General features: G+C 61.4%; 21 protein-coding genes. 10 read left to right on the top strand and 11 right to left on the bottom strand.

The genetic code is table 11. The features are described 5' to 3' along the window. The 4 genes from AC1DX0_RS12590 to AC1DX0_RS12575 form a co-directional block, all read left to right on the top strand. Positions 1 to 776, top strand: a 776-nt coding sequence (locus AC1DX0_RS12590) for a sugar ABC transporter substrate-binding protein (protein ID WP_477355543.1), incomplete at its 5' end; no start/stop codon positions are given. A 72-nt stretch (positions 777 to 848) separates the two neighbouring features. Next, positions 849 to 2399, top strand: a complete 1551-nt coding sequence (locus AC1DX0_RS12585) for a sugar ABC transporter ATP-binding protein (protein WP_477355541.1) — start codon at positions 849 to 851, stop codon at positions 2397 to 2399. Further along, positions 2315 to 3436, top strand: coding sequence for an ABC transporter permease (locus tag AC1DX0_RS12580; protein WP_477222620.1), 1122 nt, complete (start codon positions 2315 to 2317; stop codon positions 3434 to 3436). The genes AC1DX0_RS12585 and AC1DX0_RS12580 overlap by 85 nt, the downstream gene beginning before the upstream one ends. Positions 3437 to 3478: 42 nt before the next feature. Continuing rightward, positions 3479 to 4273: an SDR family NAD(P)-dependent oxidoreductase gene (locus AC1DX0_RS12575; protein WP_477355537.1), complete on the top strand. Its 795-nt coding sequence runs from the start codon at positions 3479 to 3481 to the stop codon at positions 4271 to 4273. A gap of 32 nt (positions 4274 to 4305) precedes the next feature. On the opposite strand, the gene AC1DX0_RS12570 is transcribed toward AC1DX0_RS12575, so the two are convergent. From AC1DX0_RS12570 to AC1DX0_RS12560, 3 genes are all read right to left on the bottom strand, one after another. Then, positions 4306 to 5316 (bottom strand): ABC transporter permease, encoded by a 1011-nt coding sequence (locus tag AC1DX0_RS12570; RefSeq protein WP_477222618.1) that lies wholly within the window; start codon positions 5314 to 5316, stop codon positions 4306 to 4308. Then, positions 5313 to 6830, bottom strand: a complete 1518-nt coding sequence (locus AC1DX0_RS12565; protein WP_477222617.1) for a sugar ABC transporter ATP-binding protein — start codon at positions 6828 to 6830, stop codon at positions 5313 to 5315. Before AC1DX0_RS12565 ends, AC1DX0_RS12570 begins: the two co-directional genes overlap by 4 nt. 67 nt (positions 6831 to 6897) lie before the next feature. Beyond that, entirely contained in the window at positions 6898 to 7827 is a 930-nt protein-coding gene (locus AC1DX0_RS12560) for a sugar ABC transporter substrate-binding protein (RefSeq protein ID WP_477222616.1), read from the bottom strand. 427 nt (positions 7828 to 8254) lie between these two features. Between AC1DX0_RS12560 and AC1DX0_RS12555 the strand changes: the two genes are divergently transcribed. Continuing rightward, a complete protein-coding gene (locus AC1DX0_RS12555; protein WP_477222615.1) occupies positions 8255 to 9037 on the top strand; it encodes an SDR family NAD(P)-dependent oxidoreductase in 783 nt (260 codons plus the stop codon). A gap of 151 nt (positions 9038 to 9188) precedes the next feature. On the opposite strand, the gene AC1DX0_RS12550 is transcribed toward AC1DX0_RS12555, so the two are convergent. Next, the gene (locus tag AC1DX0_RS12550; RefSeq protein ID WP_477222614.1) at positions 9189 to 10067 is read right to left on the bottom strand and encodes an N-acyl homoserine lactonase family protein; all 879 of its coding nucleotides are present in this window, start codon (positions 10065 to 10067) and stop codon (positions 9189 to 9191) included. A 24-nt stretch (positions 10068 to 10091) separates the two neighbouring features. Beyond that, positions 10092 to 10613, bottom strand: a complete 522-nt coding sequence (locus tag AC1DX0_RS12545; protein ID WP_477222613.1) for a hypothetical protein — start codon at positions 10611 to 10613, stop codon at positions 10092 to 10094. A gap of 111 nt (positions 10614 to 10724) precedes the next feature. Between AC1DX0_RS12545 and AC1DX0_RS12540 the strand changes: the two genes are divergently transcribed. From AC1DX0_RS12540 to AC1DX0_RS12520, 5 genes are all read left to right on the top strand, one after another. Then, on the top strand, positions 10725 to 11765 hold the full coding sequence (locus tag AC1DX0_RS12540) for a LacI family DNA-binding transcriptional regulator (protein WP_477222612.1): 1041 nt from the start codon (positions 10725 to 10727) through the stop codon (positions 11763 to 11765). A gap of 150 nt (positions 11766 to 11915) precedes the next feature. Next, positions 11916 to 12746, top strand: coding sequence for an SDR family NAD(P)-dependent oxidoreductase (locus tag AC1DX0_RS12535; protein WP_477222611.1), 831 nt, complete (start codon positions 11916 to 11918; stop codon positions 12744 to 12746). Between the two features lie 59 nt (positions 12747 to 12805). Next, a complete protein-coding gene (locus tag AC1DX0_RS12530; RefSeq protein WP_477222610.1) occupies positions 12806 to 13606 on the top strand; it encodes an N-acyl homoserine lactonase family protein in 801 nt (266 codons plus the stop codon). 45 nt (positions 13607 to 13651) lie between these two features. Continuing rightward, positions 13652 to 14560 (top strand): NAD(P)-dependent oxidoreductase, encoded by a 909-nt coding sequence (locus tag AC1DX0_RS12525; protein ID WP_477222609.1) that lies wholly within the window; start codon positions 13652 to 13654, stop codon positions 14558 to 14560. 31 nt (positions 14561 to 14591) lie between these two features. Next, positions 14592 to 15974 carry an MmgE/PrpD family protein gene (locus tag AC1DX0_RS12520; protein ID WP_477222608.1) on the top strand — a complete coding sequence of 461 codons (1383 nt, stop codon included), beginning with the start codon at positions 14592 to 14594 and terminating at the stop codon, positions 15972 to 15974. Between the two features lie 138 nt (positions 15975 to 16112). On the opposite strand, the gene AC1DX0_RS12515 is transcribed toward AC1DX0_RS12520, so the two are convergent. From AC1DX0_RS12515 to AC1DX0_RS12490, 6 genes are read right to left on the bottom strand one after another with little or no spacing between them, the layout of a single operon-like run. Further along, on the bottom strand, positions 16113 to 17045 hold the full coding sequence (locus AC1DX0_RS12515) for a 3-hydroxyacyl-CoA dehydrogenase (RefSeq protein ID WP_477222607.1): 933 nt from the start codon (positions 17043 to 17045) through the stop codon (positions 16113 to 16115). 11 nt (positions 17046 to 17056) lie between these two features. Further along, positions 17057 to 17947: an N-acyl homoserine lactonase family protein gene (locus AC1DX0_RS12510; protein WP_477222606.1), complete on the bottom strand. Its 891-nt coding sequence runs from the start codon at positions 17945 to 17947 to the stop codon at positions 17057 to 17059. Between the two features lie 22 nt (positions 17948 to 17969). Continuing rightward, the gene (locus AC1DX0_RS12505) at positions 17970 to 18524 is read right to left on the bottom strand and encodes a hypothetical protein (RefSeq protein WP_477222605.1); all 555 of its coding nucleotides are present in this window, start codon (positions 18522 to 18524) and stop codon (positions 17970 to 17972) included. Continuing rightward, positions 18511 to 19554 (bottom strand): LacI family DNA-binding transcriptional regulator, encoded by a 1044-nt coding sequence (locus tag AC1DX0_RS12500; protein ID WP_477222604.1) that lies wholly within the window; start codon positions 19552 to 19554, stop codon positions 18511 to 18513. The genes AC1DX0_RS12505 and AC1DX0_RS12500 overlap by 14 nt, the downstream gene beginning before the upstream one ends. 59 nt (positions 19555 to 19613) lie before the next feature. Next, complete coding sequence (gene hisD, locus AC1DX0_RS12495; RefSeq protein ID WP_477222603.1) at positions 19614 to 20903, bottom strand: histidinol dehydrogenase; 1290 nt, start codon at positions 20901 to 20903, stop codon at positions 19614 to 19616. Positions 20904 to 20962: 59 nt separating this feature from the next. Further along, complete coding sequence (locus AC1DX0_RS12490; protein WP_477222602.1) at positions 20963 to 22186, bottom strand: sugar ABC transporter substrate-binding protein; 1224 nt, start codon at positions 22184 to 22186, stop codon at positions 20963 to 20965. Between the last annotated feature and the right edge of the window lie 237 nt (positions 22187 to 22423).

Genomic DNA, 22423 nt, shown 5'->3' with positions numbered 1-22423 from the left:
GCAAAGGGAAGGTCGTCTATATCGAGGGTATCCTCGGAAATCCGGTGGAGACCGAGCKCGGTCACGGCTTCGACCTCGCGCTGAAGGACTATCCGGGCATCGAACTCGTCGCCCGTCGCCCCGGCGGTTGGAGCCGCACCACGACCGCGCCGGCAATCGCCGATATCCTGACCGCGCATCCCGACATCGACGCCGTGATCGTCTCCAACGACGACTCCGCGGTCGCGGTCGTCAACGCCCTGGAGCAGCGCGGCATCAAGGCGCTGGTCAGCGGCTGCGACGCAATTCCCGATATGATCGACATGATCGCCAACGGACGCGCCTTCAACACTTATGCCTATGGTCCGGCCTGGCTGGGCGCCTATTCGACAGTGGTGGTGTTCGATTATGTCAACGGTTGGCGTCCCTCCTTACCCGAGCGGATGATGATTTTCGGAGGCTACATACTTGATACGCCCGAGGCCGCAAAGAAATACAAGGAACTGAATTCGGGATCGACATCACCTTATGACTTCCTGAGAATGTCGAAGGTTCTGCATCCGGACGATTGGAATCCGCAGAACCTGCTCATTCCTTTGCATCCCGAAGATCATTGGACGTGGCGGGGTGAGAAGCCGGCCAGCTATCAACTGCCGAAGGAATATGCGGAGGCCAAGGAAAAGGGCGAGTTCGAACGCGTTACCAAACTCTACGCCGATCGCTTCTCCACGGATCCATTCTCGCCGGTGCGCGCCCTGACGTCCAACAGCGGTCCGATCGTCATCGGCCCGAATTAGACGCGCTCAGCAGCGACCATGAATGGTTCTTCCTCAGCGACGGAACGACCCGGCACAGGTGATGCCGGTCACTTGGCTGCGAGCGAGCGCATTCGAGGCGCATCCTCGCCGCCACTTCTGGAAGTGCGGGACATCGGCAAAAGTTTCGGTGGCGTCCCAGCGCTTTCCGGCGTGAGCCTCACGCTGCGCAAGGGAGAAGTCATCGGCCTCGTTGGTGAGAACGGCGCTGGCAAATCGACGCTGCTGAAGACGATCAGCGGAAACCTCCGGCCCGACGCCGGCGCCCTGCTGGTGAACGGGCGACAGGTCTCGCTGCGTAGCTACGCCGATGCCAACCGAGAAGGCATCTTCCATATCTATCAGGATCTCGCCCTGATCCCGACGCTGTCGGTGTACGAGAATGTGCTGTTGGCGCACGAGGCAGCGTTCTCCCGCTTCGGCGTCATCGACAATCGCGCGATGCTGCGACACGTCACCGAACTCCTGGCGGATTTCGGCCATCAGCGCATAGACGCGACGCGGAAGGTCGAGACATTCGATCTTTCCACTCGGCAGGTTATTGAAATCATCAAGTCCTTTGCCCTGGCAAAACTGGCGGGAATTGAATCGCCGGTGATGCTGCTGGACGAGCCGACCGCCGCGCTGACCGGGGACGAGGTCGAATTCCTGATGCGGCTCATCCAGTCGGCTCGAGAGCGCGCCGCCATCATCTATGTTTCGCACCGCCTGTCGGAAGTCATCGAGATCAGCGACCGCCTCTACGTGCTGAAGGATGGCGCCATGGTCGCCGAATTACCAGCCGCCGACATAGCCGAGAACCGACTGCACGAATTGATGGTGGGACGCACGCGGGATGAGTTTTTCTATTGCGAACACAACCAGCAGGAGCCGCAGGACCGGACGGTCCTCGACGTGGCCGGCCTGACCCGAACCGGCTCCTTCGGCGATGTGACGTTCAGCCTTCGTGCGGGCGAGATCCTCGGTGTGGCGGGCCTGCTCGGCTCGGGCAAATCCGATCTTGGGCAAGTGCTCGCCGGCGCCCTGCCTGGGGCCACCGGAACCATCAAGGTCGATGATGCCATCGTTCCGGAGAACCGTTCGATCCAGACGATGAGTGACCTGGGCATCGGCTATCTGCCGCCCGATCGCCGGGATGGGGTGATACCGCCACTGTCAGTGGCCTCGAACATGAGCCTGGCCCGGCTGACGCGTCACGGCGAGACCTATTGGCTTGACCTGGCGGGAGAGAAGCGCGCGGCGCTCGAATTCGTTGCGACATTGGGTATCAAGACGGCGGGGGTAGACGCGCAGATATCGACCCTGAGCGGCGGCAACCAGCAGAAGGTGCTGCTCGCACGATGGCTGCTTCGTCAGGCCAAGATTCTCATTCTCGACAATCCGACGAACGGGGTCGATGCCGGTGCGAAGGAAGAGATCTACAGCGTACTCCGGCGGATCGCCGCCGAGGGCGTCGGTATCCTGCTGATCAGCGACGACCTGCTCGAGCTGATCGGTCTGAGCAACCGCATTCTCGTCATGTGCGGCGGCAACGTGGTGCGCGAGGTGCCAGCGCCGCCGAAGAACAAACCGGGCGAAGTCGAGCTCGTCGCGGACATGGTCTAGGTCGCGGGCAACCAGGGAGCAGGACGATTCAACCGATAACGCAGGACCCATCCGCCGCGGCGCGGCCCACCGGCCATTCCAGCCCTCGGCAACAATCCTGGCGGCCGCAAATCTCCGTGGCGGCCATCAGTCCGTGGTTGGCACTGATCGCGATGATCATCGTGTTTACAGCGTTGAATGGCCGTTTCTTTACCATCGGCAACGCCATCAACATCCTGCAGCAGGCGGCAGTTCTTATCGTGCTCAGCGTTGGCGGCACCTTCATCATCCTGATGGGCAGCATCGATCTCGCCGTCGGTTCGATGGTTTCACTGGCCGGAATGAGCGCGGCGATGCTGATACGCGACCATGGCGAATGGGCGGTCATTCTGGTGCCATTCATCACCATGTTGGTCAGCGCCATCGCCGGCGTGCTGTTCGCCTACGCCAGGCTTCCGTCGTTTCTGACCACTCTGGGCATGCTTTACGCGATCAACGGCATGACGCTTTATGTCACGCAGGGCGCGGCGATCAACCTGCCGACCGACCTGGTGATCGGATCGATCTTCAATGGCAGTCTCCTGGGGGTGCCCACGGTCGCCCTCTGGGCGATCGGTATCGCGCTCGCAGCGATCTTCGTCGCCAGGCGAACCCGCTTCGGTCGGTTCATTTACGCCATCGGCGGCGGTGAGACGGTTGCCAAACTCTGCGGCGTGCCGGTTGCGCGCTACAAACTCTACGCCTTTCTGGTATCCGGATTTCTGTCCGGTGTGGCCGGGATATTCCTTATGCTCCGCATCGGCGGCAGCGACCCCACAATGGGCGACCCGATGCTGCTGCCGGCGATCGCCGCGGTCGTCATGGGCGGCACCCCGCTCACCGGGGGCGTCGGCGGGCCGCATCGGACGATACTGGGCGTTCTCATCATAACGATTCTGCAGAACGGCATGAATCTCGCCAATGTGAACCCCTTCCTGCAGAACGTGGTTCTTGGCGCCGGCGTCATCGCGGCCGTTGCCGTCAACATGGACCGCAAGCGGCTCTTCTTCGTCAAATGACCGATAGGCATGAGGCGATTTTCATGAACTCAGGAGGCAGTAATGCGAGCGAAATATGATTTCTCCAGACGGTCGGTGCTCGTTATCGGCGGCACGACGGGAATAGGGCGTGCCACGGCCCTGGCCTTTGCTGAGTCCGGCGCCAATCTGTACGTGGCCGGCCTTGGCAGCGCTGAAGGCCGCAGCCTGATCGAGGAGGTCGGGCAGCGTTTTCCCGGCATCGCCATCGAGTTCGCCGAGGTCGACGTCCGCAGCGAGGATGCGGTCCGCAAGTTTCACGAAAATGCCTACAAGCGCTTCGGGCGCATCGACGTCRCGTTCAACAATGCGGGGGTTCCCGGCAAGACGGCGCCGATCCATGAACTCGACCAGGCCGATTTCGACCTGATCACCGAGGTCAATCTGCGCGGCATCTTCTTCGGCATGAAGTATCAGATCCCGCATATGCTGGCGAATGGCGGCGGAGCGATCGTCAACACCTCGTCGCTGTTCGGCGTGATGGGTTACGCCACCACGGCCGTCTACTGCGCCAGCAAATGGGGCGTGATCGGGTTGACGAATTCGGCCGCGCTCGAGGTCGCGAGATCGAATATCCGCATCAACGCGATTGCACCGGGATCGACCATGACACCGCTCCTCACCAACATGTTCGGCGGTGAGCAGAGTGCGAGGGATACGGTCCTGCCATCGTTGCCAATGGGCCGGATCGCCGATCCGTCGGAGATTGCCCGCCTGGTGTTGTTTCTGGCATCGGACGAAGCCTCATTCATCACCGGACAAGCCGTCATCATCGACGGCGGCGGCTTTGTCGCCGGCGCTGACAAGACAGCCGCCTAGACTGTTATCGAAGTTCAACCAGCGCTTGCCCTCTACGCCGAAGCGGCATAGCGCCGGGCGAGCGCGGACATCCCGACTGCCAGCACGAGAATCCCGCCCTTGAAGATCGGCTGGAAATGGGTGGGCGCGCCGAAGATGCTGAGCCCGTTGAATCCCACAGCCAGGATGAGCACCCCGATCAAAGTCCCGGAGATATGGAATTCGCCTTCCCTCAACGTAGCGGAGCCCAGGAAAACGGCGGCGAAGGCGTCGAGAAGATAGCCGTCGGCCGCCGCCAACGTGCCGCTGCCAAGCAGCGAGGACAGCAGCGTTCCGGTCAATGCGGCGCAGAAGCCGGCGGTGGCGAAGGCAAAAATCTTGATGCGGTCCACCCGGATGCCGGAGAGCCGCGCTGCCTCCAGATTGCCGCCGACAGCCTGCATCTTCTGGCCGATGTCGGTCTTGTTCAAGATGACCCAAAGCGCGATCAGCACGATCACCATGATGATCACCGGATTGGGCAGGCCGAAGACGAGCCGGCCGAGCGAAATATCGGTGAAGGCACGAGGGATGCCGGTCGCGATCGGGAAGGAGCTGTAGGTGAAGCCGATGCCCGTCAGCATTGTTCCAATGCCCAGCGTCGAGATGACGGCATTGATCCTCACCTTCGTCACCAGCACGCCGTTGAAGGCGCCGATCGCGGCACCGAGCAGCAGCGCGCAGACGATGCTGAGCCAGATCGGAAAACCCTGGTAAGCCATGAGGCCGGTGACGATCAGACCGACGAAGCTCGCTACGTAGCCGATGCTGAGGTCGAACTCGCCAACAACAAGCGTATAGGTCAGCCCGGAGGCGATGATCGCGGTCAGGGACGCCTGGCTGAGGATGTTGAGGAAATTGGCGCGCGACAGGAAGATTCCTGGTGCGTTCGCCGAGAAAAAAACCACCATCAGCAGCAGCCCAACGATCGTGCCATAGCGGGAGAGCCAGATTAGCGCGGTCCGCTTCCACGAGGATTTTCGCAGCGACGCGTCCTTCGCCGCGGTTCCGGCCTGGGCCATCATGCGATCTCTCCTTCTGTGTCATTGGTGTCGTGGTAGCTGAGCTCGATGATCCGGGCCTCGGTGATATCGGAGCCGGTCAACTCGCCGGTAATGCGGCCTTCACGCATGACGAGGACGCGGTCGGCGAGAAGCGTGAGTTCCTCGACATCAGATGAAATCGCAAGGATGCCGACGCCGGACCGGGCGAGCGCCCGGATCGCATCATGTATCTCTTCGCGGGCGCCGACATCGACGCCTCGTGACGGCTCGTCGAGAATGAGGAGCTTGGTTCCGGCATTGAGCCAGCGGGCGATCAGCGCCTTTTGCTGGTTGCCGCCTGAAAGACCGCCGATCCTCGTCTCGATGCTTGGCGTTTTGATGCCCAGCTGAGCCACGAGGCCCTCCGCTTGGCGGCGGGACTTCCGGCCCGATACGAACGGCAGACCTGGAATGGCGCGCAGCTTCTTCAACGTCGATATGTTGATGTTGAAGCCTACCGACTGCTGCAGCATCACACCCTGCGAGCGGCGCTCCTCCGGAACCAGCGCAATACCGGCGCGCACGGCTTCAGCCTCGTTGGCGATATCGAGCCGTTTGCCGTCGAGCTCGAAATGGCCAGCATCCGGCCGGGCCACGCCGGCCACGAGATGGGCAAGTTCGGTCCGTCCTGCGCCGACGAGGCCGCCGAGCGCAAGCACCTCGCCCTTGTAGAGATCGAAACTCACGCCGTTCACGGCGCTCTTCCAGGCAATTTCGCGGACGGAGAAGATCGGCTGCCGGTTGCGGTCGGTCGCGAAACGGGCGCGCTCGTCCGGTGGGCGTATGTCATGGCCGATGATGGCTCTGACCAGGCCCTTCTTGTCAAGCGCTCCGCGCTCCGCGGCGTCGACGATCCGCCCGTCGCGCAATACCGTGATCCTGTCGCAAAGCTGAAGCACCTCTTCCAGCCGGTGAGACACATAGAGGATGGCCACGCCCTGGGCGGAGAGATCGCGGATGATGGCGAAGAGTTGTTCGCTCTCCGGGCCAGACAGCGAGGCGGTGGGCTCGTCCATCGCGATCATGCTGGCGTCGCGTACAAGCGCCTTGCTGATCATGACGAGCCAGCGCTGGGCCACCGAGAGTTCGGAGACCTTCGTCTCGAGCGGAAAACGGATGCCAACGCGTTCGGCGGCGGCACGAGCGGCAACGCCGGAACGCCGCCAGTCGATCATGCCCAAACGCGTGACCTTGGGTGCGCCAAGCAATATATTCTGCAGCGCGTTGAAATGCGGGATCAGGTTCAGTTCCTGGTGGATGAAGGCAAGCCCGGCCTGCTCCGAAGCCTGCGGCGATCCTTTTTGCAGGTCGTCGCCGGCCACCGTCACGCTGCCTTCGTCAGCCACCGTTACCCCGGCGAGACAGCGGATCAGCGTGGACTTGCCGGCGCCGTTGGCGCCGACCAGGCCATGCACCTTGCCGCGCTCGATGTCGAGATCGGCGTGGTCGAGGGCAAGTTCTCCAGCGAAGGACTTGGTCAGGCCACGGATTTGCATCCAGGGCCCGACTGAGGCGGCGGGCGGCATCTAGGCGCGCCGCTCCGCCAGCTGCCGCAAAGTGGTCTCACATTCCATTGGGATGGTCGGCCATGAACTTGTCGACATTGTCCTTGGTGACCACGATACCGGGGATCTGGATATCCTTCGGCTGCCAGGAAGCGCCGGCCTTGATCGAGTCGAGTACTGCCTGGAACACTTCCTTGCCTTCCTGGAAGGCCGGCTGCCAGACGGTCGCCGTCAGGTCTCCTTCCTTGACCAGTTGCAGTGCTTGCGGGCTGCCGTTGATGGAGACGGTGGTGACGTCGGTTCGGCCGGCCTGGCGCATGGCGGCAACGGCCCCCTGCATCGGCTCGTCCCAGCAGGCCCAGATGGCCAGCGGCTTGTCCCCGCCGGCGGGGTGCGCCGTGAGCCAAGCGGCGGCGGTCGCGTTGCCGAACTGGACCTGTCCCGGCGCCGTCACTTCACTGTAGTTGACCTTGACGTCGGACTTGCCCTTCACGCCCTCATCGAAGGCAACGCCGCGGTCGATGCAGAGCTTTCCGGGGTGGAAGGTCATCGCCAGGACGTCGGCCTTCCCACCGACCTTATCGGTCAGGAATTTCACCGAATCGTCGCCGACCTGGCGGCCGCTGGTCGTCACCACGATGCCGGGAACGATTTCGCCGCCCCACGTGGCGACGGGAATGCCTGCGTCGCGCGCCGCGGCGAGACCGGAGCCGATGGAGCTGCTGGCAAAGGCGAGCACGAAGATCGCGTCGACTTTTTGCGCGGCGAAAGAATTCATTGCAGCGTTCGCTTGGTCCGCGCTGGCCTGGGTATCCGTCACCTTGACATCCCAGCCGGCAGCCTTGGCGGCCTCGGTCGCGCCGCCAATGACGGCTATATTGAGCGCATCGTTGGCCAGAAGTGCAACGACGCCAAGCGTTTTCGCCTCAGCGACGGTGGCAACCATCATGGCGCTGGCCGTCAAAGCGGCAAGCAGTAGTTTGTACATTTGGAAACTCCTCCCTTTCGTTTCAGGCCGTCCCCACGACGGAGCCGGCGCCTTCCTTGCACGAGGGCTCAATGAATTGGTTGCCCTCGCATTCTAAAGACCCGCTCGGYGGCTAAAGTGCACCGAAGCGGTATGCCTGTCCAAGGTCGAGCAGCGCCAGCAGATCAGATTCTACGGTTTTGCTCAGGGTTTGGACCCTCGTATTTGATAGCGGTATCACGTTCACATTTGAAAAGTCGGAAGCCGGACAGCCTGAAATCACTCTAAAATCCACTTTTCGTTCAAAAACAAACAGCCATTGCCGCCTTCCTTGCGTCTTTGCTTATTTTCTCTTGTTAGCGGTATCACGTCAAGGCTATGGATGGCGAGGGCGCAGGTGAATTTTGCCGCGGGTATCTTGCGGTCGCGGACTACAGGAGGACCAACCATGCAAGTGAAGTACGATTATTCCGGGAAGAACGTCATCTTGATCGGTGGAACGACCGGCATTGGCCGCGCCACCGCGCTGGCGTTCGCCCGGGCGGGTGCCAATCTCTACGTTTCGGGGATCGGCGCCAAATTCGGAGAGAGCCTCAAGGAAGAGGTGAGGCCGCTTGGTGTCGAGATCGAGTTCATGGAAACCGACGTGCGCGACAGCAAGGCGATGGCCATGCTGCACCAGAAGGCCTTCGACCGTTTCGGCAGGATCGATGTCGCCTTCAACAATGCGGGTGTGCCCGGCAAGACGGCGCCCGTGCACGAACTGGACGACGCGGACTATGATTTCCTGATGGACGTCAATTTGCGTGGGATTTTCAATGGGCTAAGGCATCAGGTCCCGCATATGACAGCGAAGGGCGGAGGTGCGATCGTCAACACGTCTTCGCTGTTCGGTGTCATGGGTTTCGCCACCACCGCCGTCTATTGCGCAAGCAAATGGGGCGTGATCGGTCTGACGAACTCGGTCGCGCTGGAAGTGGCCCGCAAGAACATCCGGGTCAACGCCATCGCTCCCGGCTCGGTCATGACGCCGCTGTTGAGCGGCATGTTCGGCAGCGAGCAGAGCGCGAAAGATACCGTTTTGCCGATGATTCCCATGGGGCGCATCAGTGATCCGTCGGAGATAGCCCAACTTGTGCTGTTCCTTGCCTCGGATGCAGCCTCGTTCATCACCGGCCAGGCCATCGTGATCGATGGTGGCGGCTTCGTGGCAGGCGCGGACCAACTCTGAAAAAGCAGGGCATGACTCAAATCCGACACCATGCGGATGTCGGATTTGAGGAGCGGTGTATGCTCGGTAGCGTCTGAGGCTCGTGGCAATCCGGCCTCGCCAGAGCATTGCCACAGTTTGGGGCAGGGCGCCTGCGCCCTGTCGCTCTGGCTCAGCCGACCCAGCTCTTCTCGCCCTTCGCGAGTGCGATCTCCACGACCTGCAAGCCCTTGTCGGTGAGCCGCGAAGGAAATGTGGTGCGCAGCCGATCCTCGTGGACAGGAATCACCCGCCGCACCTCGCCACCCACCAACTTCAGCATTTGCGCGCTGGCGAAGATCAAATTGTGCTGACTTCCGACGGCAAGGCCAATCGGCACGATCTGCGGCGCTTCAGGATCGAGGCCGGTCAGGTTGTCGTATGTGTAGATCAGGTCGCCCGCGAAGATCCACTTGTCCTCACCATTCTTGGCGCCGTCGTTGCGGACGGTGACGTACATGCTGCCATAGGTATGGGTATCCGCGGCCAGATGGACGTCGATGCCCGGCAGGACATCCTCCTGGTCGCCGTCGATGCAGATCATCCGGCCTTCCTTCGCCGCCTCGACGGCGCGTACGATATCGGCCGGATCGCCGCCGCCGGTCAGGAAACGATATTCAGGGCTCAAGGTCAGAGCCCAGATCCATTTGTCCAGTTCGCTTTTCTGAATATAGAATTTTGCGTTTGGAAACAGATGGATGGCGCCCATATGGTCGAAATGGGCATGCGTGATGAAGACGCTGGTCACGTCTTCCGGGCTGACACCGCACTCGGCCAGGACCGCTCGCGGCTCGTGATAGTTCGAGACCCCGTAGGCGGTCGCCAATTGCTCGCCATAGGCTACGTGATCGTAGCCGGTGTCGATCAGGATCGTCTCGCCCTTTCCCTTAAGCAACACGTAGGCATAGGGCAGTTTGCGCGTGCCCTGATGCTGGGGGCCGTACATCATCACGCTGAAGGGGAATTTCTCCACCGCCGCATATTCGAGCACCCAAATCGAGTAATCCGCCATACTTTCCTCCCTGATACAATTGGCCTAGGTGACGTTCTGCAGCAGGCGCTTCGGCGCGTGGGTTGCGCAGCAGGCCTGCCCGAAATCGACAAGTTCGAAGCCCGGCAACAGACGGGTCGTCGTTCGAAGGTGATCGCTTGATGCCCGCAACGTCCGCACGAGCGCGTCGCTTTGCTCGGAGGCGTCRATGCGGCTGTAAGCCAGTGCCGCGACACAGGCCTGGAGGAGCGTCTCGGCGGCGCCACGCAGGTGGTAATGATGATGTCTGGCGATGTCTGGAGCCACAAGCGCGCGCACCTCTTCGAATGCTCGCATCGCTGCGTCCCGCGCGCCGGCGAGCGCGCCTTCAGCAAGCGCTGCGCGGCTGCGCGACGTCATCAGCAACAGCGCATAGCCCCCGACCTGCGTCAGTGTCTGGCTGATCGCCTGTTGCGCCGGCCGGGCCGCCGCCACATAGCGCAGCACCGCCTTGTCCGCTTGGTTGTTCGCTGTTCTGTCCATTGCGATCGCCACGGCATCCTGAATGCGCAAAATCCTGTCAGCCAATACCCTGTTTTGGTAGCGGTAACAACAAAATTACAGATTTCTGCCGCCAAGGCTTGTTTGTGTGTCCGTGCAATGATTTGATTTCTGTCGCCACGTCGGATTGTGACAGGAATGCCGAAAAGATCATCTGGAGACGGAAACCCGCAGACGGGCAGCGCCAGGATGCGAGACGTCGCGGCTCGCGCCGGCGTCTCCACCATGACCGTTTCAAGAGTGCTGAACGGGCCCGGCAAAGTCTCCGAGGAGATGCGCGAACGGGTACTGCGGGTGGTTCGCGAGATCGGCTATTTGCCGAACCACCTGGCCGGCAGCCTCTCTTCGAATCGGTCCACGACGATCGGCCTCATCGTGCCGAGCATCGACAACTCGATCTATACGCAAACGGTCAAAGGCCTGTCGGAAGTGCTCAAGCGCTCGGGCTTTCAGCTGATGATCGCCGAGTCCGGCTATGACCCCAACGAAGAGGAAGAATTGATTAATATCTTCCTCAGTCAGCGGGTGAGCGGCCTGGTCCTGCACAGCACCGAGCATACACCGCAAGCGGCGGAGAAAATCCGAAAATCGGGCATACCCGTGGTCGAAAACGGCAATATACCGGAAGAACCGCTGGATATGGTGGTCAGTTTTTCCAACCGTGAAGCGTCCTATGCGATGACGATGCATCTCGGCCGGCTTGGATACCGCAAGATTGCTTTCGCCAGTCTTTACTCGGTGCACAACGACCGCTCGCAGGATCGGCTGCAAGGCTATCATGCCGCGTTGAACCAGCTTGGGCTCGATCCCGACCCCCGCATAGTACTGGAGACCGAGCGAGGTCTCGCTGCCGGGGCGGAAGTCATGGCACGCGTTGTGCAGAGCGTGCCGGAAGTCGATGCGCTGTTTTGCGCAGGCGACGTGCTGGCCGTCGGCGCCCTCTTTGAATGCCAGAAGCGCGGTTGGCCGGTCCCGGGCCGGATCGCTCTGGCAAGCTTCGACGACGTGGACCTTCTGCGCCACGTCAGCCCCTCCGTCAGCACGCTGAGGCTGCCGCGCTATGACATCGGCGAACGGACGGCGCGAATCCTGCTGAGTCGAATCATCGACGGCGCCGAGCATCTGCGGGGCAGCGTGATCGATCTGAAATTCGAATTGATCCAGCGCGAAAGCACCTGACTTCAGATATCCGGTATCACCCGTTGCATCGCTGACGTCGCTGCTCTAAGCTTGAAATCTGTTACCGGTAACAGATATGAATCGCCGCGCAGCCCTGTATCGGCCAAGGATGAGGACGTTGATGATGCTCACAGAGCAGCGGAGCAGGGTATGAGCGTGGAGGAGACGGCACCGCCGGTGCTTCCTGTCCAGGCGAAGGCTCTGAGCGGACGCCGCGCACTGATCACCGGTTCCACCGGGGGGTTGGGACAAGCGATCGCCACTCGGCTTGCCGAGGCCGGCTGCAGCGTCATGCTGCATGGGCTCGAAGCGCCTGACGCGGTTGAGCCGCAGCGTGAAGCACTTGTCCGCAGGACTGGCGCGCAGATTGCCTATCACAGGGCCGATCTGTCCACGCCAACGGGTGTGGAGTCGCTCGTTGCAGCCGCCGGCGTCGAACTTGGCGGGGTCGACATTCTGATCAACAACGCGGTCGTAAGGCATTTTGCGTCGATCATGGATTTTCCGCCCGAACAATGGGATTTGGCGCTGGCCGTGAACCTCTCGGCCATTTTCCATGCTGTCCGGTTGTTGCTGCCGAGGATGCGGGCGCAGAACTTCGGTCGTGTCTTCAATATAACCTCCGTCTACGGCATGCGCGGCACGGCAGGTCGCGTCGGCTATGTGACAACGAAATCGGCTATCCTGGGCCTGACGCGGGCCGTGGCCTTGGAGAACCTGGACGTCGACGTCACTTGCCACAGCCTCTGCCCAGGTTCGGTCCTGACACCCGGCACCGAAAGCCGGGTGGAAGAATTGATGGTGGATCGAGGYATTGACCGCAGTGCGGCAGAGCGCCTGTTCCTGGAGGGCAAGCAGCCGGGCGGCAGCTTCGTCTCGCCGCAGAGCGTGTCCGATCTCCTGGTTTTTCTCTGCGGGCCGATTGGCCGCGACATGACCGGAGCCATGCTTCCGGTCGAGGGAGGATGGCTTGCCAGCTAATCGGATCCGGATCGACGTGATCCGGCACAACGGCGGGCTGGCGGCGAAAGGAGCCACACATGGATGAGACCTACGAACTCTACGCCGTTCGCTACGGTCACCACGACCGCAATGCAGCCGCGAATTTCATCGGCGGCGATCCGCATGATGGTCCGATGCCGCTGGACTACTTTGTCTGGGCCATCGTCGGCAAGACGCGAACCTTCGTGTTCGACACCGGCTTCGACGCCAAGGTGGCGCAGAAGCGGCAGCGGCATTTGCTGCGGCCGGTCGACGAGGGGCTGAAGATGATCGGCATCGACCCCGACAAGGTCGAGGACGTCATCCTGTCGCATATGCATTTCGATCATGCGGGCAACCACGACCTGTTTCCGCATGCCCGCTACCACGTTCAGGACGTGGAGATGGCTTATTGCACCGGGCGTTGCATGTGCCATGACTATCTGCGCCACCCCTTCGCCTACGAAGACGTGGCGAGCATGGTCGCCAAGCTCTTCGCCGGGCGGGTGGCGTTCCACGATGGGGTGAGCGAGATCGCCCCGAACCTCACGGTGCATCGCGTCGGCGGCCACTCGAAGGGATTGCAGGTGGTCCGGGTGAAGACGGCGCGCGGCTGGGTGGTGATTGGCTCGGACGCTTCGCACTTCTACGCCAATTTCGAGCAGAACCGACCCTTCCCGGTGCTGGAGAGCGCTACCGACATGCTGGAGGGCTACGCCACCATGCGCAGGCTCGCGAGTTCGCCCAAACATGTCATTCCTGGCCACGACCCGCTCGTCCTGACGCGCTATCCGGCCGCGTTGCCAGGGGTCAACGATATCGTGCGCCTGGACCTCGATCCGATTGCGGCAGCGCCTTGAGCGCGCAGACGCGATCTGCACCCAACCTATAAAGCGGAGATCACGATGACTAACCTTAAACTGGGTTTTGCCGGTATTGGACGCATGGGAATGCCGATGGTGAAGCGGCTTATTGCGGCCGGCTACACAGTAAGCGTCTACGACACCAACGACGCTGTCGTCTCGGCGTTGACGAGAGAGGGCGCGGGAAGGGCCAAGACCCCGGCGGAACTGATGGGCCTGTCCGATGTGATCCTCTTGTCGCTTCCAACGCCAGAGATCGTGCATGCCGTGGCGCTTGGGTCCAATGGGCTTGTCTCGGGCAAGGGCGCAAAGATCGTCATCGACCTGTCGACCACCGGCCCGCGCACCGAGCGGCAGGTGGCCGAAGGCCTGAAGGCCGCTGGCATTACGACGGTCGACTGTCCGGTAAGCGGGGGCGTCGGCGGCGCCGAGAAGGGCACTCTCGCCATGATGGTCGCCTGCGACGTGTCGACAATGGAGACGGTGCGACCGATCCTCGAGACACTCGGCAAGCCGATCCATGTCGGCGCCGAGCCGGGCATGGGGCAGATGATGAAGGTGATCAACAATCTGATGTCGGTCACGGCGCTGTCCATTGCCTCTGAGGCGCTGGTGCTCGCCACCAAGGCCGGGCTCGATCCCGATATCCTGATCGAGGTGATCAATTCGGGCAGCGGAAGCTCGAATGCGACGATGACCAAGATTCCGAAATTCGTGCTGACGCGCAGCTTCGATTTCGGCTTCTCGATTGGTCTGTCTGCGAAGGATATTCGTCTCTGCCTCGAGGAAAGCGACGCGCTCGGCGTGCCGATGATCGTGGGCGGCGCGGTACGGCAACTTCTGACGGTGGCAAAGAGCGATCTGGGCGCGGATGCCGACCTTACCGAAATCATCAAGCCAATAGAGGGCTGGGCCGGCGTGACGGTCGCCGGCGCCAAGGCGAAGAGTTGATCCTGGCAATGTGCGGATCGGATACGCGCTCATGACCGGCGGCATCCTACAGCCTTCCGCAGCAGGCCTCTCGCGCCGGCTCGCGGCTTTCGTGCATCGCTCACGCTGGGAGGACATCCCGGAACCGGTCCGCGCGCACGCGATGAAGGCCGTCTTCAATGGCTTTGGAACGGCGCTCGGTGGCTCGTCCGATCAGGCGGTGCTGCGGCTGACCAAAAGCCTCGCGCCTTTTTCGGCCGGCGAGACCGCGACCGTCATCGGCCACGCCCAGCGCCGGGACGCGTTGACGGCCGCGTTCCTGAACGCCGCGGCGATAAATGTCTTCGATTTCGACGACACCCATGCTGGCACGATTATCCATCCCACCGCGCCCGTCCTGCCCGTCTTGCTGGCACTTGCGGAAATGCGCCCGGTCAGTGGAGTGGAATTGCTTCATGCCTTTGCTCTCGGGGTGGAGGTCGCTTGCCGCATCGGCAATGCAGTCTCGCCTGACCACTACGACCGCGGCTGGCACATCACATCCACATGCGGGATCTTCGGCGCCGCCGTGGCTGCGGCGAAGCTCCTTGATCTTGGCGAAGACGAGATACTCTGGGCACTTGGCAATGCCTCGGCACAAGCTTCAGGCCTCGTCGAGACCCTCGGCTTCATGGCCAAGAGCACTGGCGTCGGCAATGCGGCGCGCGGGGGGCTCACCTCCGCCCTAATGGCACAGTGCGGGGTCGAAGGGCCGCCGCAGCCGCTCGAAGGGCCGCGCGGCTTCCTCAAAGTCTGCTCGGACCATACTAAGCCTGAGCGGATCGAGGACGGACTGGGCGCTGAGTGGGAAATCATGCGCAATATGTTCAAGCCATACCCCTGCGGAGTGGTGCTGAACCCTGTGATCGACGCTTGCCTCACCGCTCGTGCCACCGCCAATTTCTCAGCAAGCCAGATTGCCGGGGTTGTCGTGCGCGGCGCCCCCTTGCTCAAGGCCCGCGCCGATCGCCCCGAAGTCACCACGGGGCGCGAGGCGCAAGTGAGCGCCCAGCATGCGGTGGCCGTCAGTCTGTTGCGCGGCCATGCGGGTGCGGAAGACTTCAGCGATGCCGCGGTGAACGATCCGCAGGTCAAGGCTCTCCGTGCCAAGGTGCGCCCAGTCGAGGTCGACGCCGGCGCGTCGGTCGAAGCCGCTCATGTCTCAATTAGATATGCGGATGGCTCTTCTGCAGTGACGTCCGAAAAAGTTGCTACTGGCAGCCTCGCCCGGCCCATGTCGGACGCAGCACTCCGGGAGAAATTTGCCGCCCTCGCGCGATACGGTTGCCCGACACTTGCCGCAGATTCGCTTTCTGATACGCTTTGGACGCTTGCCGATCAGAAAACCGTCGGTGATCTCATGATGCTCGCTCGCCCCGAAGAGGCACATCCATAGGCACTTGCTCAAAGCGCCATGAAAAGGTGCTTCAGCTGGAGCGCAACGAAGGGCGGCAACGGCGCTATTTCGCCAGCCTCTGCCTCCGTTTCCCATACATCATGTGACCTCGATCGCTTCTTGCGGACCGGAGAAATTCTAGCGCTCCGGCTGACCCCGTTTATGAGAAACCAGAGCCATAAGCCGACGGTTGCGCCATGCCGAACGGGCCTCGAGCTCTGGCTTTGCCAGTATTTTCCGGCGCTCGGCCGTGGCGAGTCTTATCAGATCAGGGGACCAAGGTTTCGGATCGCGGCGATCCTGCGCGATCGAGTGGTAAAGCGTTCCCAAACGTTGCGCGTAATCGTCTATCCCACCGGGCGCATTCAGATCGATCGTCTCGAACGGTCCCATGAACGACCAGCGCAGGCCGAGACCATGAGCAACTGTTCGATCGATGTCGGCCACACTGGCCAAGCCCGCATCCAGCAGCGCCCAGGCCTCGTTCAGTAGCGCACCCTGAAGGCGGTTGAGAATAAAGCCTTCGATCTCACGGTTGACGACGATCGGCACCTGTCCGACTTGCTCCATCGCCGCGCGCAGCCATGGAACGATTTCCGGATCTGTCCATGGCGCGGGTACCAGTTCGACAAGTGGCACCAGATGCGGCGGATTGACCGGGTGGGCGATTAGAAAGCGCGATCGCCTGGGAGCCTGGTCCGTAAACGCAGAAGCCGGGATGCCTGAACTTGAACTGCCAACCACCGCATCGTCACGGATGGCCGCGCCGATCTCTGCGGACACTGCCTTTTTTACGTCGACGCGTTCGAAGACTGATTCCTGCACGTAGTCAGCCGCCGATACTGCATCGACCAAGCTGTCGACCACTTCGATGCGTTGCGCGATTGCATCGACATCGCTGACCAGGCCGAACTCTTGCATGTCCGAAAGACTCGCGCGGATACGAGAGGGCGCGCCTCGCCGGATGTCTTCACTTGCGTCGAAGAAACGGACCGGGATGCCGGCACGCGCAAAGACGACCGCCCAGCCGCTTCCGACCAGTCCGCCGCCGATAACGGCGACTTGCTTCAACTCCCTTGTCATCATCGTACCTTGGACGTCTCGCCGTCAGCCAGGCAGATTTCCGAAATGCGCAGTCCGTCCTTGGTGATCCGCGACGGAAAGCGGTCCTTGAGCCTTTCCTCGTGTACTGGAATGACACGTTGCGCTTCATAGCCGACCTGTTTCATCATCGCTTCGGTGGCCATCAGCAAATTCTGCTGGCTACCAAGAGCAAGACCGACCGGCACATACATCGGCGTATCGACATCGACGACGCCCCCTGGGCCTTCGACATTCTCGAAGACATAAACGAGGTCGCCGGCGAGCACCCAGGCGTCGGAAGACTGCGCCTTGCCGTCGTTGCGGACATTGACCCACATGGACGCAAAGGTGTGGCTGTCGTAGGCGACATGAAGGTCGATCCCCGGAAGAGCGTTCTCTACGGTGCCATCGACGCAAATGAGCCGTTTCTGGCGCGCAAGATCGACGCCGCGGATGATGTCACCGGGATCGACAGCCACCATCATCCAGCGGAGCCTGTCAGGCAGCGACATCGCCCAGGTCCACTTCGCGATCTCCCGTTCCTGAATGTAGAATTTCGCCTTCGGAAAATCCTCGACATTGCCGAAATGGTCGAAATGGGCATGGGTGATGAAGACGGTATCAACATCCTCGGGTGTGAGGCCAACCCCGGCGAGAACCTCCTTCGGAGAACGCCAGTTCTCGACACCGAACTTGTCGCCAAGGTGCTTGCCATATTCCTTGTCGTTGTAGCCGACATCCACCATGGCGACGTGCCCGTTTCCTTTGATCAGGGCATAGCAATAGGGGAGTTTGACGTAGCCTTGGTTGTGCGCGCCGTAGAGAACGCCGCTCTTGTGGTATTTGGAGACGTAGGAATATTCGAGAACCCAGATCGAATACTGTGACATTATTTCATTTCCTCCCTAGTCGTTATAGGCGGGTTTCGGCGCCGCAGTTGCAACAAGAATGCCTGAAGTCGACCATGGTCATGCCGAAGCGATCCTCGGACGCCGATTGAAGATGCCTGTAAGCCGCTGATATATTTCCGAGCGGCTCTGCGAGGTCTGGGGCATCCTTGGCAGTTTGTTGCCTACGCAAGACGGCAAGGCAGGCGCCCACGAGCCTTTGTGCGCTGATCAACTGCTGCAGATGCCCATCAAGGCGAGACGTTGTCCGCAACTTCGAAAGGCGTTCGCGGAGTTCGTCGAACAATTCCGCAGCACTGGCGATCGACGGAAGATCGAGCACTTCGCGGCGGCCGCTTGCCTGCAGCAGGATCATCAGGCCAGCGACCTGGCCGATCAAACGCTTAAGACCGTTGTAAACCTGCCGGGCCTCGAGGCCATAGGCGACCACCTCATCCGCCACACCTTCAGGCAGCGACAAGGCCGCGACTTCGCGAGCGGGGCCAAAGCCAGCACAGTCCGGGCCATGAATTTGCGCCGCCCAGTCCAGCATCGAAAGAGAAGACTTATTGCCTGCCATCGATGGCCCTCGTGGTGCTGCGTTCAACAAGTTTTCCCGGAATGCGCTGCAGGGCGGGCTGACTGGCATCGTTGCGTGACAGAGACAGAGTCAGATCCACGGTCCGTTCGACCATCAATTCCATCGGCTGACCAACAGTTGTGAGATCGTGCGACGGCCAGGAGGCCATCGCGATGTCATCGAAACCGACTACAGACAGACGGTTCGGTATCGAAAGGCCAAAATCGCGCCTTGCCGCGTCCATGGCGCCGATCGCCAGGATATCGTTCGCACAGAAAAGCGCGGTCGGCGGTTCGTCGGACGAGAGAAACCCATGCGCCGCGGCATAGCCGGCCGCGTAGCTGAATTCCTCCCCTACGCTGCTGAGAGGGGCCTGCACGCCTCTTTCCAGGCAGCGGGCATGAAAACCTTTCCAGCGATCGACGTTGGTCGAGGCATTCGGCAAGCCGGCGACAAAGGCCAAACGTCTGTGTCCGAGATCGATCAGGTGGTCGGCGACCGTCCTGCCGCCGAGTTCGTTGTCGCAAGTCACCGCATAAGAGCGCTGGCTTGCATCGTAGCGGTTGAAGAACACGACCGGCGTACCAACCTTGCGGCAAGCATCGGACGATGCCGAAGAAAGCGTCGTGGCCAGGATGATCACCACGTCGGGGTGATAAGAAAGCAGGACGCGAAGCGTCTCGTCCTCGCTGCGCTTTGGGTCGGTCACCACCAGCATCACATTCAGGTCCAGGGCTTGCAGCTTTCCCGTCAATCGCGTCAGCACTTCGGGATAGAATGGATTGGTGATGTCGGACACGACGATGCCGACGATGCGGCTGCTCTTGGTGATGAGGCCGCGTGCGAGCGGATTGGGCTGGTAGCCGAGTTCCGCCGCGCGCGCGAGGATCCTCGCGCGCGTCTTTGGTGCGATCACAGCGTCCTCGTAAAAGGCTCGTGAAACCGTGGATACCGACATGCCCAATTGTCTTGCCAAATCTTTCACCGTTATGCGGGGCGTRTGAGGCTCCTCCAGGGCGACTTCGGTCATGGCTGCTAGGCTCCAGTTTTAGCGGCGAACCATGTTTCGACGTGCTTTGTTCAAGGTCGTCAAGCGGCGTTTCGGCCGCCGTAGCGCCGCACGCGGATATTGGCCTGCTCCGCGTGTCCGGCAAAACCTTCCAGCATGCACAACCTCGCGCAATATTCGCCGACCAGTCCACTGGCCTCGTCGGTGAGGATCCGCTGGTATGTGCAGGTCTTGAGAAATTTACCGACCCACAGTCCGCCGGTGTAGCGGGCTGCTTTCTTGGTCGGCAGCGTGTGGTTGGTGCCGATGACCTTGTCGCCAAAGGCCACATTCGTGCGAGGCCCAAGGAACAAGGCGCCGTAGTTGGTCATGTTGTTCAAGAAGTAATCGGGGTCGCGCGTCATGACCTGCACATGCTCGGAAGCGATGCGGTCCGCCTCGCGCACCATCTCCTCATCGGACTCGCATACGATCACTTCGCCATAGTCTGCCCATGCCTTGCCGGCGAGTTCCGCCGTCGGCAACCTCAGAAGCTGCCTTTCGATTTCGGCCATTGTTGCCCGGGCGAGCTTCTCGGAGGTGGTAAGCAAGACGGCGGGCGAGGTCGGCCCATGTTCGGCCTGGCCGAGCAGATCGGTTGCGCAGATCTCGCCGTCAACGCTTTCGTCGGCAATGATCAGGGTTTCGGTCGGACCGGCGAAGAGGTCGATACCGACGCGTCCGAAGAGTTGGCGCTTGGCTTCGGCGACAAAGGCATTGCCAGGACCGACCAGCATATCGACCGGCGCGATCGTGTCGGTGCCGAGCGCCATTGCGGCAACCGCCTGCACACCGCCAAGCACGTAGATTTCGTCGGCGCCGCCCAGATGCATGGCGGCGACGATCGCCGGATGCGGACCGCCGTGGAAAGGCGGTGCGCAAGCAATCACGCGCTTGACGCCGGCCACGCGCGCCGTGACCACGCTCATATGCGCCGAGGCAACCATCGGATATTTGCCGCCAGGCACATAACAGCCAACGGCATTGACTGGAATGTTGCGGTGGCCGAGTACGACACCGGGGAGGGTCTCGACTTCAATATCCCTGATGGAGTCGCGCTGATGCTGGGCAAAGTTGCGCACTTGCGCTTGGGCGAAGCGGATGTCTTCGAGATCGCGCGGAGCAACCGCGGACAAGGCTTTTTCAATGTCCTGCTCGGAAAGGCGAAAGCTTTCGGGCGACCAGTTGTCGAATTTTTCAGAGAGCTCGCGCACGGCCGCGTCGCCTCTCGCCTCGACGTCGGCAAGAATATTTTCAACGGTCAATCGCGTCCTGGCGTCGACCGCCGCCACTGTGCTCGCGTCCTGGCCGCGCTTGAGATAGTTGGGCATGTTCGTCCTCGTTCTCTAAGAAGATGGAGCGGGCGGCGTGACGCCGCCCGCCTTGACCATTACGGATTGACGGTCGGCTGAACCTTGGTCAGCTTGTACTGGTCTGCTGGCGGCTCGCACTTCTGGCAGTTGATGCCGGGCTCGTCGGCGGCTTTCGGAACATCGGCCGGCAAAGGCTGGATGGTCGCGCCTGGCGTTGGCTTGCCTTCGAGCGCCGACTGGATGGAAAGCTCCGGCAGCAGCGTCGGGCTGAACACCTCCGTCACGAAGGAACTGGGCACAACGCCTTCCGGGAAGGCATTACAACCATCTTCGAACGTCTGGCCTTTGCACAGCTTGACCTGGTCGGCGGGCACCCACGGCAGAGGATATTCGATGTTGCCCGGCTTGAGATCGCGCTTTCCGGTCAGGGCTTCCATCATCAGCTTGAAAGCATAGCCCGCGCTGGCCGGCGGCGAGCCAGCGGAAACGCCTTTCAGGCCGCGCTTCTGGAAATCCGGATTGGCCAGCGCGAGGCGGAAGCCATTCGAGTTTTCACCCGTCATCGGCACCAGTTTGCTTCCCTTGTCCATGAGGGCCTGGATCGCACCGTATTCACCGGCCTGAGCCCAGATGCCGTCGACGTCCGGATGCGCAGCAAGCGCCTTGGCTGTTTCCTGCTGGGTCGTACGGTCGTCCCAGAAGGAATAATATTCGTCCACGACCTGGATGCCGGGATACTTCTTGAAGATCGACATGGCCCCATCGGTGTGGCGCTTGTCGACCGAGTTGCCCGGAACGCCGCGGCTGAGGAAGATCTTGCCTTTGCCGCCGAGCGCATTGACCAGGGCCTGAGCGCTGTTCTCGCCGAAGCCCGCGGTAATGTAGCTGACGTTGTAGGCGCAGGGCTCGGTGACAGTCGCGTCGTACATGAAGAACTTCACGCCTTTCTCACAGCCTTTGTGGATGACGCGATTGAGGGCAGTGGAAGAAATCGGAAAGCTGATAATGCCGTCGGCCTTGGCGGCAATCATGCTCTCATACGCGGCGATCTGCGCCTGGGGATCCGTGCCCGAGATCACCTGGGTCAGTTCCACCGTCTTGTCGTAGGGTGGGGTGGCGGCAAGCGCCTTGACGATGTTGGCTGCCTCCGACTGCCAAGAGTTGCCGCTGTAGCTCATGCTCAGGTAGATTTTGAACTTCTTGTCCTGCGCTGATGCCGACGGGGCGGTGAGCGAGAGGCTGACCGCGGCAGTACAAAGAGCGGCTGCGCATAAACTTAGTTTTTTCTTCCAGTTTGGCATCGAGGTCTCCCAGATCGTTTTGACCGCTTGTTGATGGGAACGTTCTCACTGAACGTCCCGGATCGCCGGGCGCGGGCGGTCTTTACCGCGCCAGTCGGCGTCTTAGAAAAGCGAAGGTGTTTTCCCTCAGCAGGAGCAGGGCAATGAGGATGATCGAGCCCTCGATGACCGTGCGCCAGCCCTGCGGAATGCCAACGGCCGAAATGACAGTGCTCAACGCCGTGAGCAGGATGGCGC

The sequence above is a fragment of the Mesorhizobium sp. P3_A9 genome (genome assembly GCF_056402975.1).
The sequence above is the reverse complement of the archived record's forward strand: the minus strand, read 5'-3'. Positions and strand labels throughout refer to the sequence as shown.

Excerpts from the sequence above, each read along its gene's own strand:
- AC1DX0_RS12520 (WP_477222608.1), top strand. The coding sequence starts at position 14,592 with ATGACCGGCGGCATCCTACAGCCTTCCGCAGCAGGCCTCTCGCGCCGG.
- hisD (WP_477222603.1), bottom strand. The coding sequence starts at position 20,903 with ATGCCCAACTATCTCAAGCGCGGCCAGGACGCGAGCACAGTGGCGGCG.
- AC1DX0_RS12525 (WP_477222609.1), top strand. The coding sequence starts at position 13,652 with ATGACTAACCTTAAACTGGGTTTTGCCGGTATTGGACGCATGGGAATG.
- AC1DX0_RS12505 (WP_477222605.1), bottom strand. The coding sequence starts at position 18,524 with ATGGCAGGCAATAAGTCTTCTCTTTCGATGCTGGACTGGGCGGCGCAA.
- AC1DX0_RS12510 (WP_477222606.1), bottom strand. The coding sequence starts at position 17,947 with ATGTCACAGTATTCGATCTGGGTTCTCGAATATTCCTACGTCTCCAAA.
- AC1DX0_RS12570 (WP_477222618.1), bottom strand. The coding sequence starts at position 5,316 with ATGATGGCCCAGGCCGGAACCGCGGCGAAGGACGCGTCGCTGCGAAAA.
- AC1DX0_RS12555 (WP_477222615.1), top strand. The coding sequence starts at position 8,255 with ATGCAAGTGAAGTACGATTATTCCGGGAAGAACGTCATCTTGATCGGT.
- AC1DX0_RS12550 (WP_477222614.1), bottom strand. The coding sequence starts at position 10,067 with ATGGCGGATTACTCGATTTGGGTGCTCGAATATGCGGCGGTGGAGAAA.
- AC1DX0_RS12490 (WP_477222602.1), bottom strand. The coding sequence starts at position 22,186 with ATGCCAAACTGGAAGAAAAAACTAAGTTTATGCGCAGCCGCTCTTTGT.
- AC1DX0_RS12540 (WP_477222612.1), top strand. The coding sequence starts at position 10,725 with ATGCCGAAAAGATCATCTGGAGACGGAAACCCGCAGACGGGCAGCGCC.
- AC1DX0_RS12530 (WP_477222610.1), top strand. The coding sequence starts at position 12,806 with ATGGATGAGACCTACGAACTCTACGCCGTTCGCTACGGTCACCACGAC.
- AC1DX0_RS12560 (WP_477222616.1), bottom strand. The coding sequence starts at position 7,827 with ATGTACAAACTACTGCTTGCCGCTTTGACGGCCAGCGCCATGATGGTT.
- AC1DX0_RS12565 (WP_477222617.1), bottom strand. The coding sequence starts at position 6,830 with ATGCAAATCCGTGGCCTGACCAAGTCCTTCGCTGGAGAACTTGCCCTC.